Raw genomic sequence first — 14338 nt, 5'->3', positions numbered from 1 at the left:
ACAGATCAGCTCAGGACAGTGTGCAGCGCACCCACGACCCTCATGCCGTCGTCGTCAGTCATCGCCGGGTAGCAGGGCAGCGACAGCTGCTGACCGGCGACACGGTCGGTGACCTGGAGACGGTGTGTCTTCTGACCGCCACGCAGATGGCTGCTCGGCTGGTGACGGTCGTAGGCCGCGAGGGCGTGCACCGGCTTGAAGTGGCAGCTCGTCCCGATCATGTGGTTCGTGAGCAGCTGCTCGGCCACAATGTCGCGGGTTATGCCGCAGGCGTCCGGGGCGATCAGTACGGAGTAGAGGAACCACCCGTGCTCAACCCCGTCGAGGACAGTGGGCAGGACCAGGCCGGGCAGGCCCGCGAGCTCACTGGTGTACATCTCGGCGATCGCCCGGCGGCGGGCCGTGAAGACGGGAAGTTTCCGGAACTGCTGGAGCCCGACGGCTGCCGTGATATCGGACATGACGTACTTCAAGCCCGGGACCGTGACTTCGTAGTCGGCAGTGCTCCGGCGCCTGTGGCGCTGCCACACCGATGAGTCGATGCCGTGGCGCCCGAGCAGCCGGGCTCGTTCGACGAGACGCCGACGCCCCAGGAGCATTCCTCCCTCTCCGCTGGTGATGACCTTGTTCGCGTAGAACGACAGGGTCGTAAGGTCGCCGACGCTGCCGGCCCGGTGACCGGCACGGCTTGCCTGGAGCGCGTGGGCGGCGTCCTCGATGAGGACCAGACCGTGTTCGTCGGCCAGCTTCCGGAAGGCGGGCAGGTCGCAGGGGTGTCCTCCGTAGTGCATCACCACGATCGCCTTGGTGTCGTTGGTAATCGCGGCCTGAGTCGCAGCCAGGTCGAGGTTGTACGTGTCGGGGTCGACGTCGACGAAGACCGGATCGGCTCCGGTTTGCACGATCGCGTTGGGGGCGGCACAGAACGTCAGGCTGGGGGTAATCACCTGGTCCTCTGGGCCAATGCCCGCAGCAAGCAAGCCGAGGTGCAGAGCGGCGGTGCAGGAGGACACGGCGAAGCTGTCTTCCTGGCCCAGTGCCTCACGTACTTCGTATTCGAACTGAGTGGCCTTGGGCCCGTGGGTCAGCCATCCCGAACGGAGAGTGTCGGTGACCTCGGCGATCTCCTCGTCTCCGATGGACGGCCTGTTCCATGGGAGAAAGGCGTCGGAGCCGGCGTTCATCGTCCGTCTCCGAAGGCAGTCACGTACTCGTTGTGAAGACGTTCACAGTCCGGCGAGCCGAGTACGGCTACCCGGCTGCCGGCGATGGCGAAGCGCAGCCCGGCATGGTTGTCGTACTGCGGATCCTGCGGGTCCTTGACCATGCCAGTGGCGACGGCCGTGGCGATCTCCTCCACACCCTGCTTCAGCGTGGTGGAGCAGGAGTCGGGCATCGCTTCCCGCAGCCGCGCGAAGGACACCCGGTAGTCGCGGGCGTCGGTCTCGTCGAGCTCGGGGCCGTAATCAATCACGGCCAGCGGAACAACGGCCTCGACGGTTGCGGCGATGTCGCCGATGGTGTGGTTCTCCTGATCGCTGCCGACGTTCCAGACGTGGTCGCCGGGCATGGTCAGGGACTGCGTCAGGACGTGTACGACGTCGTTGACATGCACGAGAGGACGGCGCTGGCCGCCACCGTTGAGAGGAATGCGCCCGTCGGCCACGGCACGCGAGGTCATCCGGTTGACAACCGAATCCAGGCGCTGACGCGGCGACCGCCCATGGACCGTAGCCAGCCGCAGGGTGGTGGTGGGGATATCTCCCAGGACCGCGGGCAACCGCCTCTCCGCCAGGACCTTGGTCCGGGCGTAGATCCCCAGCGGGTTCGTCGTAGTGTCCTCGTCCACGGTTCCCTCGTGACGGCCGTAGACGCTGCACGAAGAGATGAAGACGAACCGCCCAACGCCGGCCTTCACAGCGGCGTCCCCGGCCAGCATCGGGGCCGCATAGTTGAGTTCGACCGCGAGCCGCTCGTCGACGGCGCAGGCAGGCTCACCCACGAGTCCGCCGAGGTGCACGACCACGTCCGCCCCGGCCGAGACGTCCCCGAGAACGACAGGGTCACGCAGGTCGCCCTGAACGAACCTCACTGCCAGGGGCAGGAGTTTGGTGGGGTCGTCGTCGCGGTTGTAGATCAAGCCGTCGACCACGGTGACGTCATGGCCCTGGCGTACGAGGTAGTCGGCAGCGACAGAGCCGATGTATCCGGCTCCGCCCAGCAGGACAACGCGCATGGTTCTCTCCTTCGACTGGGTCAGACGGTGGGGGCGGGTGCGGGAACCATCCAGTCGGGCACAACGTCCGGGTTGGACTTGAGCCACTGGACGTAGCGGTCGATGCCCACCTCAAGCGTGACGGTCGGCTTCCAGCCAAGGAGCTCCCGGGACCTGCGCGTGTCCGCATAGCCGCCGAGCGGGTCGCCTTCCGGCAGGGGTGCGTTGACGAGTTCGACGTCCGGGTAGTGGCGGCCGATCACCTCAGCGATCTCGCGGACCGACGTCGCCCGTCCGCTACCGACGTTGATCGTCTGACCCGAAGCACCGTCCGCGACGAGCGCCAGCACCGTCGCGCGGGCGATGTCATCGACGTGCACCATGTCGCGTACCTGCCGGCCGCCACCGTTGAGACGCATGGGCATTCCGAGCTGGGCCGCCATCGAGAGCCAGGGGACCATCCACGAATGCGATCCGGGCTTCGGGACCTGAGGGTCGCCGTAGACGGAGAAGTACCGCACCACCGAGTACTGCTGCGATTGAGAGCCCCCAAGCATCAGCCGCACCTGGTGTTCGCCCCACAGCTTGGTGTTGGCGTAGACGGAGATAGGCACCAGCGGCTGACTCTCGGTGAACTCCTGCACACCGTCGCCGCCACCGTTGCCGTAGACAGAAGCCGAGGATACGAACACCAGCCGCTTCACCGGCGACCCGAGAGTCTCCTCCAATACGGTCTGTGTCCCCTGAAGGTTCGCTGCGAATGCGACCTCCGGCTGACGGGTGCATGCCGCGACATCCGCGTAGGCAGCTGCGTGGATCACGTAATCGGCTCGCTGAACCAGCGACCGGACGGTTGCCGCTTCGCGGACGTCGCCAAAGACCACTCTGGCTGCGTTCACATCCACGTCAAACAGCCCGCGGACCGAGTGCGGGTAGGCATCGAACCGGTCCAGAACACTCGCATGGGCTCCGTTCGCGTTCAGCAGCGCAACGATGCGACTGCCGACAAGACCGCCGCCCCCTGTCACAAGTACGCGGGCGCCATCGAGCTCCCGTAAGCGCGAATCGCTCATGATTGTGGCCTTTCAGGATGCTGATGCATTCGGATGGGTTTCCGTTATCGGTTTGCTTCACGACGCCACAGGAGCCCGGATTCGGGCATCTGCGAGGGTCTGGTCCGGCAGATCGGGCGGAGTCACGATGCGTCCGGAGCAATGGGGGACAGAGCGGGCCGCCCGCTGTGCATGACGGACGTGCTGCCGTCATGCCATGCCCTCCACAAACCGAGGAATCGGCGGAGCTGGTACGACTGCATGGTGCTGCTGGCCATATCAGGTGTCTGCCACAGGCAGCCGGACAACTCCGGCTCCACATCCTCGGCCGCTGGTCGCCGAGGTTCCGAGGGCCCGCACCATGTCGGACGCATACCGCTGGAGTCGAACATCCGCGACCACCGGTCCGTGCGGCACATCCGGTGTACCGATGCCCGCCAAGCGCCCGCAGTCCGCGAGACTGCTCATGCCCGCCGGCCGCATCATCGGCAAGATCAGGGACTCATACCGACCCGGCGTCAATCTCGCGGCGCTTCTCCTCGGCCTCGGGCGGGCGACAGGACGCACGTCGGTTCGCCCGGCCTTTATCGAGAGCAGGTTCACTGGTACCCCTCACCGGCGGTCCGGCCACCAGGCCCAAGCCACCTTTGCCCAAGAGTCGTTCAACGACGGCATTTGCCGCGTCTACGGATGCTGGTCGCGATAGCCGCTGCCGCAGTACGCTCGGGCCCTCTCAGAAGGCCCATAAGCCATGCCCTCACGCTACGCAGAGGGGCGTTGGGAGAGGACTGACTGCGGGTACGAGTAAGAGCAGGCCCAACCGCCAAGGGGAGGCGCCATGGCCGCAGGCAGCAGAAGGGCAGCCCACGCAACACTGACTGGGAGCAGCCCTGCACGAAGGCCACGTGAAGGTGCGGTCACGGGCCACCTCTTCAAGGTGATACGCGAGCACGTGCCTCGCACTCAGGACGAACTGGCTGAAGCCCTTGGTGTGGACAAGACGACGGTCCAGGGCTGGGAGTCGGGGCGCCGCCCTCTCACCTCGACCCAAGCAGGGAACCTCCGCGCCATCTCCCGCACCCTGCTGCGCCTCGGTGCGCCTCGGTGCGCCCTCGATGATGCTGACGCTCCTGGATGAGGCGGTGGATGCGGACGCCGTGATTGCTCACGCCTTGTCCGGGCCGCCATCAGTAGCGCTCTCCCAACACCCTTTAACGAGCTGGGTGTTCACCCGTGATACCGCACACATGCTGGCTTGGGCACTGAACGGCACCTCGCCGGCTGCGCTCCCCGCCTCCGCCCCGAAGGGTCGGCGTGGACCGGCTCGCTCCTCACCACTCCTCGATCCCAGCGATCAACAGGCCTTCTACGCCCACATGCGGCGTGCAGCCGAGCTGGCAGACCACGCAGGAGAGAGCGGCGCCCTGCTGCGTCGCCAGGCCCTCTACCTCTGCTCGTACGACAAAGCTGCGGACACGCGGTCTTGGCTCGCCAACATGCGCCGCCACACCCCAGGCATTCGCTCCGGTTGGACGCCTCATTGGGCAGACAGCCGCTCGGTCGCTGCATCGCTGACCCGCCACGGCGATCGTGAGCCGTTGTACGCCTTCATCCGTAACGGCATGGGCGACGAAACCGGCGAGTTCGCCAACCTCAACTACTGGGCTTACTGGCTCGGCATCGACCAACTCCCCCGGTCTGACGACACCTTCATGATTGACCGGTCCGACACCACATGGGACGGGCTCGCGCTCCTTCGGAAGCTGGCTGATCGCCTCGCCCCCGACCTGGGCTGCATCGATCTCAACGCCCACACCGTATGGGCCCTGCTCTCCTCACGCCGCGGCCTTCTCTCGGCCGACCCGCACCTGAACCGCCTCCTCACCAACCAGGTCACGGTCCTTCTGGACGGCGCCGGAATCTCCCCTCAGACCAGGCGCGAGATGGAATCCGTGCATTACGGTCTGACTCTGCACACCTGATCAACTCCACTGGAGGGGACGCCATGACAGACGCCAGCAGCACCAACCACGACACCGGAACAACTGGTTACCTGCTGGAGATGGGCGCTCTGAAGCGCGGCAAGCGCAGCGGCTGGTGGATTGCCGGCGTCAAGGACCCGGAGACAATCGCCGAGCACTCCTGGCGCACTGCGGTCGTCGGGTCCGTCCTGGCCATGATGGAAGGCGCCGACCCTGCCAAGGTCGCCCTCCTCTGTACCTTCCACGACACGCAGGAGACCCGCGTCGGCGACATCCCGTGGATCGGCCGCCGGTACATCAAAGTGGCCAGGAACGAGGACGTCACAGCCGATCAGGTTTCCGATGCGCACCCCTCGGTGGCAAGCGGGATCAAGGCGATCGTCGACGAGTACGAGAACAGCGATTCGCTTGAAGTCCTCGTAGCCCATGACGCCGACAAGCTGGAGTGCATGATTCAGGGGCTGGAATACCTTCAGCAGGGTTACCCGGCAGCGCAGGAATGGGTTGACTCGACCAGGGCCAAGCTCAAGACCCCCTCGGCTCTCGCGCTCGCCGATGCTGCGCAGAAGATGTCCCTCGCCGAGTGGCAGCGCACCTACCTCCGATAGCCACGCCCACTAGCACTCCAGCAGGATTTTGCGGTCTGACCTGCGTGTTTCGCCGGGTGGCTGAAGTACCAAGGCCAGGGACGTCTCCGCAGGGCCGTTGACGGATCGGTCCGCGTTCCTCTGTTCACAAATGTTCTCGGGCGTTCTCGACGAGGACGAACCAGACGGTCTTGGCGTTCCGTACCCGCCCGCCGCGCGTCGTGGTCCCCCACCGATCGGTCAGGCTCTCCACGATGAAGAGCCCGCGCCCGCTCTCCGCGTGCGGCGCGACGCCCTGCCTCGGCAGCCGGCCCGGTTCGTCGTCGGTCACATAGACCATCACCTGACAGCCGCTCACAGTCACGTCGACCCGGATGCGCGCCGCCCGCGTGTGGCGGTGCGCGTTGGACACCACCTCGCTCACGCACAGCCGGGCGTCGTCGACCAGCCCCGGATGCTCGGTGCTCCGCAGCAGCGCCCCCACGAAGTCCCGCGCGACACGGGGCGCGAGGGGGGTGTTCGGCGCGACGAGCCGGTAGCGCTCGCCGCGCTGCGGGAGGTACGGGGCGGGCGGGGGCGGAACGGTTACGGGGGTCATGGCGCGGTCTCCCTACGGGTGCGGGTCTCCGGGGTGGTGCGCGGTAGGCCTTGCTCGTGACATCGGTCGATCCAGCGGCCAATCACCTTGCCTATGGATGACTGCACTTCGAGCCACAACGCCTTCGAGCACCTACCAGTGGGACTATAGAGAGCAAGAAAGCTACGTAGCAATATTGCCCCTACCTTTTCACGCGATCGGGTGGACCGTCGTAGCTCCGGCACGCGAGACTGCACACGAGCGAAGGATGGTGACATGCCACCAAGGGACAACCCGACTGCGCGCCAAGCACGTTTGGGCTGCGAGCTGAGGAAGCTGCGTGAGCAGGCCGGCCGGACTGCCCGCGAGGCTGCCGCGCTCATCTCGACCGACCAGGCGAAGATCAGCCACACAGAATCTGGCCGCATCGGCATCAGCGAGGAGCGAATCCGCCGCCTGGCCAGTTTCTACGCCTGCGACGACGCCGCGTTGATCGAGGCGCTGTGCGCCATATCGCGAGAGCATCGGGGCCAGTTCTGGTGGGACGAGTACCGTGGCGTGCTGGCGCCGGGCTTCCTGAACATCGCGGAGCTGGAACACCACGCGAGCTACCTCCGCTGCCTCCAGGCCATGACGCTGCCGGGGCTGCTCCAGACCCCTGAGTACGCGCGCGCACTGTTCGAAGGCGTGCTGCCCAAGCTACCCGAGGACGAAGTGGAGGCGAGGGTCGAGCACCGCATGCGCAGGGGCGCGGTACTCGACCGCGAGAAGCCGCCGAAATTCGACGTCATCGTCCATGAGGCAGCCCTCCGGATGCGGGTCGGCGGCCGAAAGGTCGCACGGGCCCAACTGGAACGCTTCCTGGAGGCGTCGGACCGCCCGTCGATAACTGTGCGCGTGATCCCTTTCGCGAGCGAGAGGTTCGTCGAAGTGACACAGACCGTGCTGTACGCGGGCGGGGTCACGCCACACCTGGACACCGTCCACATCGACGCCCCGTTCAAAGGCGTCCAACTGCACGCCATGGCCGATCTGCACCGGTACCGCCTTCAGCTCGACTACGCGGAGCAGGTCGGCCTGGACCCCGAGGAGTCGCGGAGCTTCATTCACCACCTCACTCGCGACCTGTGATAATCCGCGGCATGAACACTGAAATCAGGTGGCAGAAGTCGTCGTTCTCCGGCGGCGGAGAGCAGTGCGTCGAGGTGGCACAGGACGCAGAACAGATCCTGATGCGCGAGAGCGACGATCCCGGCGCCGTGACCACCACGAGCCGGGCCAAGTTCGCCGCGTTCATCAAGGGAGTCAAGGCCGGCGAGTTCGACCACTTCGCCCAGTAGGAACCTTCAGCCGCATCGACCAAGAGAGCCCCCTGCCCAGCGGCGGGGGGCTTCAGCACGTCTCGAACACATACATGCCCCGGGGCATGGTTGCGCCGCAAGACCGGGTGACGCTACCGTCACCGTACGTTGCCACCCCGGTCGAGCCCACGCTCAACCGCGCCAGGAGACGCCGTAACTCTGCCCACACTCAGGCCAGTTGCGGGCCACGCGCCCACACGCTGCGATCGGACGGTCGACCATGCGTACGTCACCCCGCACCACCTCCGTGGAGGCCCGCGTCGAACGCGGCTTCCGGTTCGAGGTGCTCCGGCACTCCCCCGCGACCGGCTTCGTCCCGGAACCGGTCGACCTACGCGTCCTGCCCGGCCCCCGCGAGGCGATCCACGCCATCCGCGTCCAGCTCCGCGCGAGCCACGTCCTGGGGCTGACCCCACGCGAAACGGCGCGGGCGCTCCACTGGGCGGACCAGAGCGGCTGGGTGCAGGCGCTCGGCGCACTCCATCGTGGCGAGCCCTGCGGGTTCACGCTCCTACTCCGCAAGGGGCGCCACATCGAGTGGCACGTACGCCCCCTGCTCCATCTGACGCTCACGCACTCGACGCCGCTTCAGTGCGCGAAGCCGTCGATCAGCTCACGCACGCCCTGACGCAGCAGGCTGACGGCGACGGACGTGCCGAGGATCGCGGGGTCCAGGGGACCCGCCCACTCGTGGGCACTGAGGACGGTCTTGCCGCCGGGGGTGAACACCTCATCCCGGAGTAAGAGTTCGCCGCCGCCTTCGACCACCTGGCGCGACCGCAACCGCCACCGTCAACACATTCACCGAACCCGCGAGAGCGCGTCCGGGCGTCAGGACCACCGGAGTCGCTCCGCCGAACCGTACGAGCACTCCGGAGCCGTCAGGGTGCGGCCGGCGGCCGCTGACGCGGAGGCGAGGACGAGGAAGCTGCCGAACGCATGGAACACAGCCGTGCCGGCGCTGAAGATCCGGAGTTGGCTCTTCAGCGCCTCGTAGTACTCGAACTCGGTGAGCTCGACCCTGGCACTTTGCTGAGGATGCGCCGCCCTGTCCCAGTAGGTGTAGTAATAGCCTGACGCGTCCACTTGTGCGTCCTCGGCCGTTCCGGCACCGGTGGCAAAGCCAAGCACGGCCAGGCAGATGATGAACGCGTACGCGAGCTTGAGAGTGAGTGGCAGCAGCAGAACGTAGCTAAACAACCGGTCAGCATTGGCCCGCCCCATCAACTGGGCCGCGGCTCCGCTGGTGAAGCTACGGATGAGGGTGACGGCGAAGACCAGAAGAGACGGAACGAACAAGCCCACTACGAGCCACTAGGGCACGACGCCTTCACCGGGCAGCCAAGTCGAGGCCATACACAGCAGGTCGACACCGCAGAGCACCAACGCCAGCCCGAAGTGCACCCTGTAGCTGCCTCGCAGCTCCCTCATGACGGCTCCTCCCTACGGCCCCTGACCGGTGCTTGATCCCTGCCAGCGGCAACTTGAACGGCGTAGCAGTGGTGCAGCTTGCAGCTGCTCGGGTTTGCACTGCACGCCTGGTAAATGCCGAGGACCCGAGCCGCCTCAGATTGAGATGCACAGACGTCACTAGAAGTGGTCGCTACCGCGCCCGCGATTTACCAATCACGCCCCCCAGGCCCGTCCCTACTACCACAGGAACGACAATATCAAAAGGCCCCGGCAGCGGGCTGGACGCAATGAACACAGCGATCATCGCCATACCCCCGAATGCCATTTTCCAGCGAAATCGAAGAGGATCATTATCCTCCATATGAATCCTTTCACATTCCGTTCAGCGTACGCTCCACCGCCAGAGTGAGACCTGCGTGCACACGGAACTCAGTGCCCCGCTCAGCATGGAAGGCATCCGCCTTTCCTTAAGCCGACAACGATCTCGTGCCTCTCGTGGCAGGGTTCCATCCCTGCCATGAAAAACGACATGGTGTCGCGACCAAAGATCAAGAACAACGCACAGAACGAGAGAAACATCGGCGCTCGCACACCGTGTCCACGAGGCCTGCGGAGCGGAAGGTTCGAGATCACCTGCTGCACGGCCGGAGCGAAGCCAGAGGCTGATCTCCCGTTCCGCTTCTCTGTAATTTCACCTAATAGCCAACCCTGCAGTGATGAAAATGGCTGCAAAAACAAGGAGCACGATAATTCTTCCCATAACTTGCACGTGGCTGGGTGGCGCTCATACACATACGCACATACACATCGCTGTATAGGTGTCACCGCCGCCACGGCGTGCGGGGTTGGGCTGTTCCGGACGAGTGCGTCGGGCAACTGGTCGCAGTTGAGGAACTCTCGCAACTCCGCTCTTTCATGGCCTGGTTGGCCACCTCACTCAACGGGTCGGCGCAGCCGGTATCGGGCTCTGCGACCGTGAATCGTCCTCCGCTGGGGACCACCCCGTCGTTCGGATCCTCCGGCGCGCAAAGCGTCGGCAACGAGTCGGGCGCGTTCGAGGTTGATAGTACAGGCCGCGACGGTCTTGGGAAGGGCGTCCGGCCAGCCCACAACGCCGAAACGGCCCGACAGAGAAACCGACGGGGCCGTCACGACCGATTGAGGGTAGCTTGTCAGGGGCACCAGGCATTCACGCCCGCCGCCCGGATTCCACTAGACCAATCCGCCAGGTGTCTTCCGTCGGACTCTTCCGATAGAAAACATTTGGCTGGATTGGTTCACACAGCGCCAGGAAAACGTCTCCCTCACGAAGGAGTACTTTTTCGCGAAACACGGTGCCCCGATTCCTGCGCGCCCGCATTACCCGGAAGGTGAGCTCGTACTCCCCTGGCGGCAAGCCGACGAACATGGGGCGCTTGAAGGTAGTGCCGCTCATCCCGCAAAGCGTCTCCCTTCCCCACTCGATTGTGACGATCGACCATTTGAGTGTCATGCTACGAAAATTGTCTCGCATCGCACAGTGGAAGAGCAGCCCTGACTTCCCACGCCTCCTTGCGTACCAAAGAAGGAGGCGAGCGGACGCAGGCACCTTTGAACCGCCTTCGGTTAGGCTTACCCGAAGTGGCTGCTCTTCCATGTCATCAATTGCCACTGAACCCCATCCAGATAATACCCGCGCCCGATATGGCAGCACAGAGCAAAAAAGACGCATCAGCACTCCTGCATCGTGTCCAGAGAACCTGCGGAATAGTGCCTCGGGATTTATCCGCGAAGGAGGCAGAGTGCAGCCATGCGTTTATCTTTTGTCTCGCCTCTCCACTTGACCCCCTGAAGCGATCAAGAAGAGACCCGCCAAAGGCAAAGACCGAGATGGACAGGCCCTCATCGAGATACACCTCAAGCGTGCCGTCATCGGTGAGTGAAACGTCGCGGATTTCCTTTTTGGGAAGAACATGACTGCGCAAGGGGTTCACGACCACTAGAGCATCTTCGTGCAGGACAACCTTGCAATTGGCGATCCGTCCACATATGCCGGCCAGGGCCAAGTAGATCGGCACTCCCTGCCAACCCATCCGAAATCCATTGACCGAGGTGACCTTATAGATGGCCGCCAGCATGCCAGTCCCGAGAACTGCAATCACGATCCCGCTCAGAATCGGCCAGGAACGACGTCGAAGTATAGTTCGACTCACACCGAAATCCACTATTTTCCTCGTTCCTGGCCGCTCACAAAATTCTTGATACCGCAGGTATCTCAACACCACCCGGCAGCATTACCCGGGCTCGCAACACCTGCTCCACAGAAGGAGCCCAGGTTTGCGACGTTGAGGCTCATGTTCGCCTGAGTAGCGCCCCAGTCTATGGACCTTCGATATCCGTAGATAGTGACATTCTTCGCCTCATAGAAAGTTTTTACTCGCATTCGGTTGACAAAAGCTGACCCCCGCCAACTTCCCGCTAGCCCTCTTGCCGCGTAGCCTCCCGCCAGGGTCCATGCCAGGCTCTTACCAGCTGCGGCGTAGTCCCAACTTCCCGTCGTCAGACCGTCACCGACGAAGGTCGCTCCCACAATAGCCACGCCCGCCACAGTGCAGAGACCTGCCGAGACGACCAAACAGGCACCGAAGCCCACTCCGGGCAGGACTCGAGCTTTCCAACCATTCCAGGTGCCGAAAGTATCGCCCAATCCAGATTTACTCTGGCCCCAGGCAGCGCCGAATTTCCCCTTCTTTACATTGCCCCATATTTCGTCCTTTTTGCGCCGGTCCTTGTCAGCCTTCACCCTGGCTTCTTTAGATCGAAATGCAGCCTGCGCGGCATCGGCGGCCTTTTTTGCATTGTAGTGAAATACCTTGTAGCTACTCGGGTTTGCCCTGTACGCCTGGTAGCGGGGATCGAACCAGGATTTGGGGGTCTGGTGCAGACCCATTTTCCGCTCTTGTACGTGTACCCCGCGTTCATCCCACGGTCGGCCGCCCAGCGGTCGTCGTTGTATGAAGCGCCGCCGGCCGGGCCGTCCGGGCGGAGGCCGTCCGGGTCGGATTTGATGAGGGGGCTGTTGTGGGCGTAGCTGTAGGCGTTCATCTGGGCCGGGTCAGCGGTGTCGATGATGGGGTCGACGCTGAGGAAGCGGCCGAGGGTGGGGTCGTATTCGCGGGCGCCGAGGTGGGTGAGGCCGGTGGGGTCGTTGGTTCCGCCGGCGAAGCCGCGGTTTCCGAAGGCTGTTGACTGTGAGGATCTGAGCTGGCCGAAGGGGAGTTGTTTCCTTCGGGTGATGGCGAGGGTTCCCACGGTGATGGCGCTCATCGCGGTGCCCTGGTGGTCGCTGATGAGGTAGGAGACGGTGCCGCTCTGGGTTGCGGTTTGTCGATGGCACGGAGCTTTCGCACTGGTCCACACGCGAGTTGGCAAAATACCTGAAGCGGACCGAGGGCATCTCCGTGTCCTGGCACTACATCGCGCGAATCTGGCGCGAGGAGCATCTCAAGCCGCACCGGAACGGCACCTTCAAGATCTCGAAGGCCCCCACGTTCGCGGAGAAGGTCGCCGACGTGATCAGCCTCTACCTCGCCCCACCTGGTGGCGCGGTGGTCCTCTCGATTGACGAGAAGACGCAGATCCAGGCGACGAGCGAGAAGCGCACCGCCGACTACGTCCGGCACGGCACCACGAACCTGTTCGCCGCCCTGAACGTGACCGCCGGCGAAGTGATCGGCGAGTGCAAGCCGACCCGGAACGGCAAGGACTTCCTGGCCTTCTTGAAGAAGGCGTCAGACCGCACGCCGAGAAGGACATCCATGTCGTCCTGGACAACCTCTCGACGCACACCACCCCGGAGGTCAAGGAGTGGCTGGCCAAGAACCCGCACGTCCACTTCCATTTCACTTCCGTCGGGTCCTCGTGGCTGAACCTGATCGAGATCTGGTTCGGAATCCTGACCCGGCAGTCCATCGGCCGCGGCAACCTTCTCCAGCGTCAACGTCCTGATCAAGCAGGTCCGCGACTACATCAACTCACTGGAACGAGAGCGCGAACCCGTTCACCTGGACCGCGACCGCTGGCGAGGTCCTCGCGAAGGTCAGACTCGTCACGACCAACGTGAAGAAACTCGTCAATAACAACTCGAACTGACATGAACGGGACTACGAAACACTAGGCTCCAAAAGGGCCCTGCGGCCAGGACAAATGAAGAAGCGTGACTGAAGCACTAGAACCCAAAGAATAGAATTTTGATGTTTATCAAAGCGAATATCGACCCCAATATTGCAAAGAATGCGGCCGGAACTCTCAAGAAGATTTCATTGTGATAGAGGGCCGGGAACGCCTTATTTCCCAAGAAGTCGGCAGCCGCCTCGGCGCAGCCTCGAGTGTTCAATGCCAGTACGGATCCAAATATAGCGACAATTGCCCCGATGGTGAGTTCTCCGTAGTTCACAGAATGCGAGGTTCGAGCCGCAAGGATCATTTCGTACATTCTTACCTCCGGAGGCGCACGGACTGATAGGTCTGTGCGCCTCAAGTGATCGCCAAAGTTACCGGGCGAAGAGGTGCCCTATCCTAGTGCCATATGCGCTCTGTACACCTACTTCGACCCCAACCCCGGCCCCTGCAGCCAAGGAGGTGGCCGTGACAGGCTCTCCGCGACTATTTCGTACTACAGTAACCGAATTCCCCGACCGATTTATGGCGTATTCGTGACTGCCGGAGACTTGCACGCCCACCCCAAGGGATGCATTAGCTCCGGTACTGTCGCCTCGCAGCTGTTCGAAATCGTCAGCGTTGCTGCCATACATCTCGTACTGCAGACCGGCCCCGAACGACAACATCTCCGCACCGTAGTTGGCAGACAGCCCATAGTCTGTCTTTCCGTCGGGGCGCTTGGTAGTGACCAAGCAGACTTGCCCAGTGCCCCCGACTATGAATCCCGCTGAACCGCTAAGGCAGCGCCCCGCAGTATCTCCCGAAGTGTAGCTGTTCCACAACTTCTTCAGGTTTCCGACGGTCATCTCCGAGATGGCCTCTTTGACGCCCATCTCGCGGCGCTCGGCATCGGCGTTAGCCTCGATCGTTCATGAGTCCTCGTCGGTTTGCTGACGGGGGTTCTGTGCTTGCGAGGGGCGGAATTGTGTGGGCTGGGGCAGGTTGGCGGCC

16 protein-coding genes and 1 pseudogene are annotated in these 14338 nt (G+C 63.7%); 8 read left to right on the top strand and 9 right to left on the bottom strand.

The annotated features are described in order from the left end of the window. Positions 1-5: 5 nt before the first annotated feature. The 3 genes from ACIQM0_RS21115 to ACIQM0_RS21105 are packed head-to-tail and all read right to left on the bottom strand — an operon-like array spanning position 6 to position 3288. Positions 6-1184: a DegT/DnrJ/EryC1/StrS family aminotransferase gene (locus ACIQM0_RS21115; protein WP_401288839.1), complete on the bottom strand. Its 1179-nt coding sequence runs from the start codon at positions 1182-1184 to the stop codon at positions 6-8. Next, entirely contained in the window at positions 1181-2236 is a 1056-nt protein-coding gene (locus ACIQM0_RS21110) for an NAD-dependent epimerase/dehydratase family protein (protein ID WP_401288837.1), read from the bottom strand. The genes ACIQM0_RS21115 and ACIQM0_RS21110 overlap by 4 nt, the downstream gene beginning before the upstream one ends. A 20-nt stretch (positions 2237-2256) precedes the next feature. Next, on the bottom strand, positions 2257-3288 hold the full coding sequence (locus ACIQM0_RS21105; protein ID WP_401288834.1) for an NAD-dependent epimerase/dehydratase family protein: 1032 nt from the start codon (positions 3286-3288) through the stop codon (positions 2257-2259). Positions 3289-4105: 817 nt separating this feature from the next. On the opposite strand from ACIQM0_RS21105, the gene ACIQM0_RS21100 reads away from it, so the two are divergent. From ACIQM0_RS21100 to ACIQM0_RS21090, 3 genes are read left to right on the top strand one after another with little or no spacing between them, the layout of a single operon-like run. Beyond that, positions 4106-4405 (top strand): helix-turn-helix domain-containing protein, encoded by a 300-nt coding sequence (locus ACIQM0_RS21100; protein WP_401288832.1) that lies wholly within the window; start codon positions 4106-4108, stop codon positions 4403-4405. Beyond that, positions 4383-5249, top strand: a complete 867-nt coding sequence (locus tag ACIQM0_RS21095) for an XRE family transcriptional regulator (protein ID WP_401288830.1) — start codon at positions 4383-4385, stop codon at positions 5247-5249. The genes ACIQM0_RS21100 and ACIQM0_RS21095 overlap by 23 nt, the downstream gene beginning before the upstream one ends. 23 nt (positions 5250-5272) lie before the next feature. Then, a complete protein-coding gene (locus ACIQM0_RS21090; protein WP_363024327.1) occupies positions 5273-5857 on the top strand; it encodes an HD domain-containing protein in 585 nt (194 codons plus the stop codon). A gap of 124 nt (positions 5858-5981) precedes the next feature. Here the strand turns inward: ACIQM0_RS21090 and ACIQM0_RS21085 are convergent, their stop codons facing one another. Then, positions 5982-6434: an ATP-binding protein gene (locus tag ACIQM0_RS21085; protein WP_401288828.1), complete on the bottom strand. Its 453-nt coding sequence runs from the start codon at positions 6432-6434 to the stop codon at positions 5982-5984. Between the two features lie 255 nt (positions 6435-6689). Here ACIQM0_RS21085 and ACIQM0_RS21080 point away from each other — a divergent pair, with 255 nt between their 5' ends. The 3 genes from ACIQM0_RS21080 to ACIQM0_RS21070 all read left to right on the top strand — a co-directional run bounded on the left by ACIQM0_RS21080 (position 6690) and on the right by ACIQM0_RS21070 (position 8402). Further along, complete coding sequence (locus ACIQM0_RS21080; RefSeq protein WP_363024325.1) at positions 6690-7544, top strand: helix-turn-helix transcriptional regulator; 855 nt, start codon at positions 6690-6692, stop codon at positions 7542-7544. 11 nt (positions 7545-7555) lie between these two features. Continuing rightward, on the top strand, positions 7556-7753 hold the full coding sequence (locus tag ACIQM0_RS21075; protein WP_363069715.1) for a DUF397 domain-containing protein: 198 nt from the start codon (positions 7556-7558) through the stop codon (positions 7751-7753). Positions 7754-7994: 241 nt separating this feature from the next. Next, a complete protein-coding gene (locus tag ACIQM0_RS21070) occupies positions 7995-8402 on the top strand; it encodes a hypothetical protein (RefSeq protein ID WP_401288824.1) in 408 nt (135 codons plus the stop codon). Here ACIQM0_RS21070 and ACIQM0_RS21065 read toward each other — a convergent pair. The 4 genes and pseudogenes from ACIQM0_RS21065 to ACIQM0_RS21050 form a co-directional block, all read right to left on the bottom strand. Continuing rightward, positions 8363-8536: pseudogene (locus tag ACIQM0_RS21065) on the bottom strand (hydroxymethylbilane synthase); the annotation flags it as partial. The gene ACIQM0_RS21070 and the pseudogene ACIQM0_RS21065 sit on opposite strands and share 40 nt — an antisense overlap. A gap of 69 nt (positions 8537-8605) precedes the next feature. Further along, positions 8606-9079: a hypothetical protein gene (locus tag ACIQM0_RS21060; RefSeq protein ID WP_401288821.1), complete on the bottom strand. Its 474-nt coding sequence runs from the start codon at positions 9077-9079 to the stop codon at positions 8606-8608. Positions 9080-10827: 1748 nt separating this feature from the next. Next, positions 10828-11328: a PH domain-containing protein gene (locus ACIQM0_RS21055; RefSeq protein ID WP_401288819.1), complete on the bottom strand. Its 501-nt coding sequence runs from the start codon at positions 11326-11328 to the stop codon at positions 10828-10830. A gap of 637 nt (positions 11329-11965) precedes the next feature. After that, positions 11966-12493, bottom strand: a complete 528-nt coding sequence (locus ACIQM0_RS21050; protein WP_401288816.1) for an RHS repeat-associated core domain-containing protein — start codon at positions 12491-12493, stop codon at positions 11966-11968. Between the two features lie 50 nt (positions 12494-12543). Between ACIQM0_RS21050 and ACIQM0_RS21045 the strand changes: the two genes are divergently transcribed. Both ACIQM0_RS21045 and ACIQM0_RS21040 read left to right on the top strand, forming a co-directional pair. Next, positions 12544-13095 carry a hypothetical protein gene (locus ACIQM0_RS21045; RefSeq protein WP_401289478.1) on the top strand — a complete coding sequence of 184 codons (552 nt, stop codon included), beginning with the start codon at positions 12544-12546 and terminating at the stop codon, positions 13093-13095. Beyond that, the gene (locus tag ACIQM0_RS21040; RefSeq protein ID WP_401289448.1) at positions 12981-13289 is read left to right on the top strand and encodes a transposase; all 309 of its coding nucleotides are present in this window, start codon (positions 12981-12983) and stop codon (positions 13287-13289) included. The genes ACIQM0_RS21045 and ACIQM0_RS21040 overlap by 115 nt, the downstream gene beginning before the upstream one ends. 105 nt (positions 13290-13394) lie before the next feature. Here ACIQM0_RS21040 and ACIQM0_RS21035 read toward each other — a convergent pair whose 3' ends face one another. Further along, positions 13395-13661: a hypothetical protein gene (locus ACIQM0_RS21035; RefSeq protein ID WP_145768064.1), complete on the bottom strand. Its 267-nt coding sequence runs from the start codon at positions 13659-13661 to the stop codon at positions 13395-13397. Positions 13662-14338 lie beyond the last annotated feature (677 nt).

Origin of the sequence: Streptomyces sp. NPDC091387, from assembly GCF_044756945.1 — a bacterium.
In the GTDB taxonomy this organism is placed as follows: domain Bacteria; phylum Actinomycetota; class Actinomycetes; order Streptomycetales; family Streptomycetaceae; genus Streptomyces.
The sequence above is the reverse complement of the archived record's forward strand: the minus strand, read 5'-3'. Positions and strand labels throughout refer to the sequence as shown.

What these genes read in the sequence shown, in the direction of transcription:
- ACIQM0_RS21100 (WP_401288832.1), top strand. Translation starts at nt 4,106, where the DNA reads ATGGCCGCAGGCAGCAGAAGGGCAGCCCACGCAACACTGACTGGGAGC.
- ACIQM0_RS21050 (WP_401288816.1), bottom strand. Translation starts at nt 12,493, where the DNA reads ATGAGCGCCATCACCGTGGGAACCCTCGCCATCACCCGAAGGAAACAA.
- ACIQM0_RS21090 (WP_363024327.1), top strand. Translation starts at nt 5,273, where the DNA reads ATGACAGACGCCAGCAGCACCAACCACGACACCGGAACAACTGGTTAC.
- ACIQM0_RS21075 (WP_363069715.1), top strand. Translation starts at nt 7,556, where the DNA reads ATGAACACTGAAATCAGGTGGCAGAAGTCGTCGTTCTCCGGCGGCGGA.
- ACIQM0_RS21110 (WP_401288837.1), bottom strand. Translation starts at nt 2,236, where the DNA reads ATGCGCGTTGTCCTGCTGGGCGGAGCCGGATACATCGGCTCTGTCGCT.
- ACIQM0_RS21070 (WP_401288824.1), top strand. Translation starts at nt 7,995, where the DNA reads ATGCGTACGTCACCCCGCACCACCTCCGTGGAGGCCCGCGTCGAACGC.
- ACIQM0_RS21115 (WP_401288839.1), bottom strand. Translation starts at nt 1,184, where the DNA reads ATGAACGCCGGCTCCGACGCCTTTCTCCCATGGAACAGGCCGTCCATC.
- ACIQM0_RS21105 (WP_401288834.1), bottom strand. Translation starts at nt 3,288, where the DNA reads ATGAGCGATTCGCGCTTACGGGAGCTCGATGGCGCCCGCGTACTTGTG.
- ACIQM0_RS21035 (WP_145768064.1), bottom strand. Translation starts at nt 13,661, where the DNA reads ATGTACGAAATGATCCTTGCGGCTCGAACCTCGCATTCTGTGAACTAC.
- ACIQM0_RS21095 (WP_401288830.1), top strand. Translation starts at nt 4,383, where the DNA reads ATGATGCTGACGCTCCTGGATGAGGCGGTGGATGCGGACGCCGTGATT.
- ACIQM0_RS21080 (WP_363024325.1), top strand. Translation starts at nt 6,690, where the DNA reads ATGCCACCAAGGGACAACCCGACTGCGCGCCAAGCACGTTTGGGCTGC.
- ACIQM0_RS21085 (WP_401288828.1), bottom strand. Translation starts at nt 6,434, where the DNA reads ATGACCCCCGTAACCGTTCCGCCCCCGCCCGCCCCGTACCTCCCGCAG.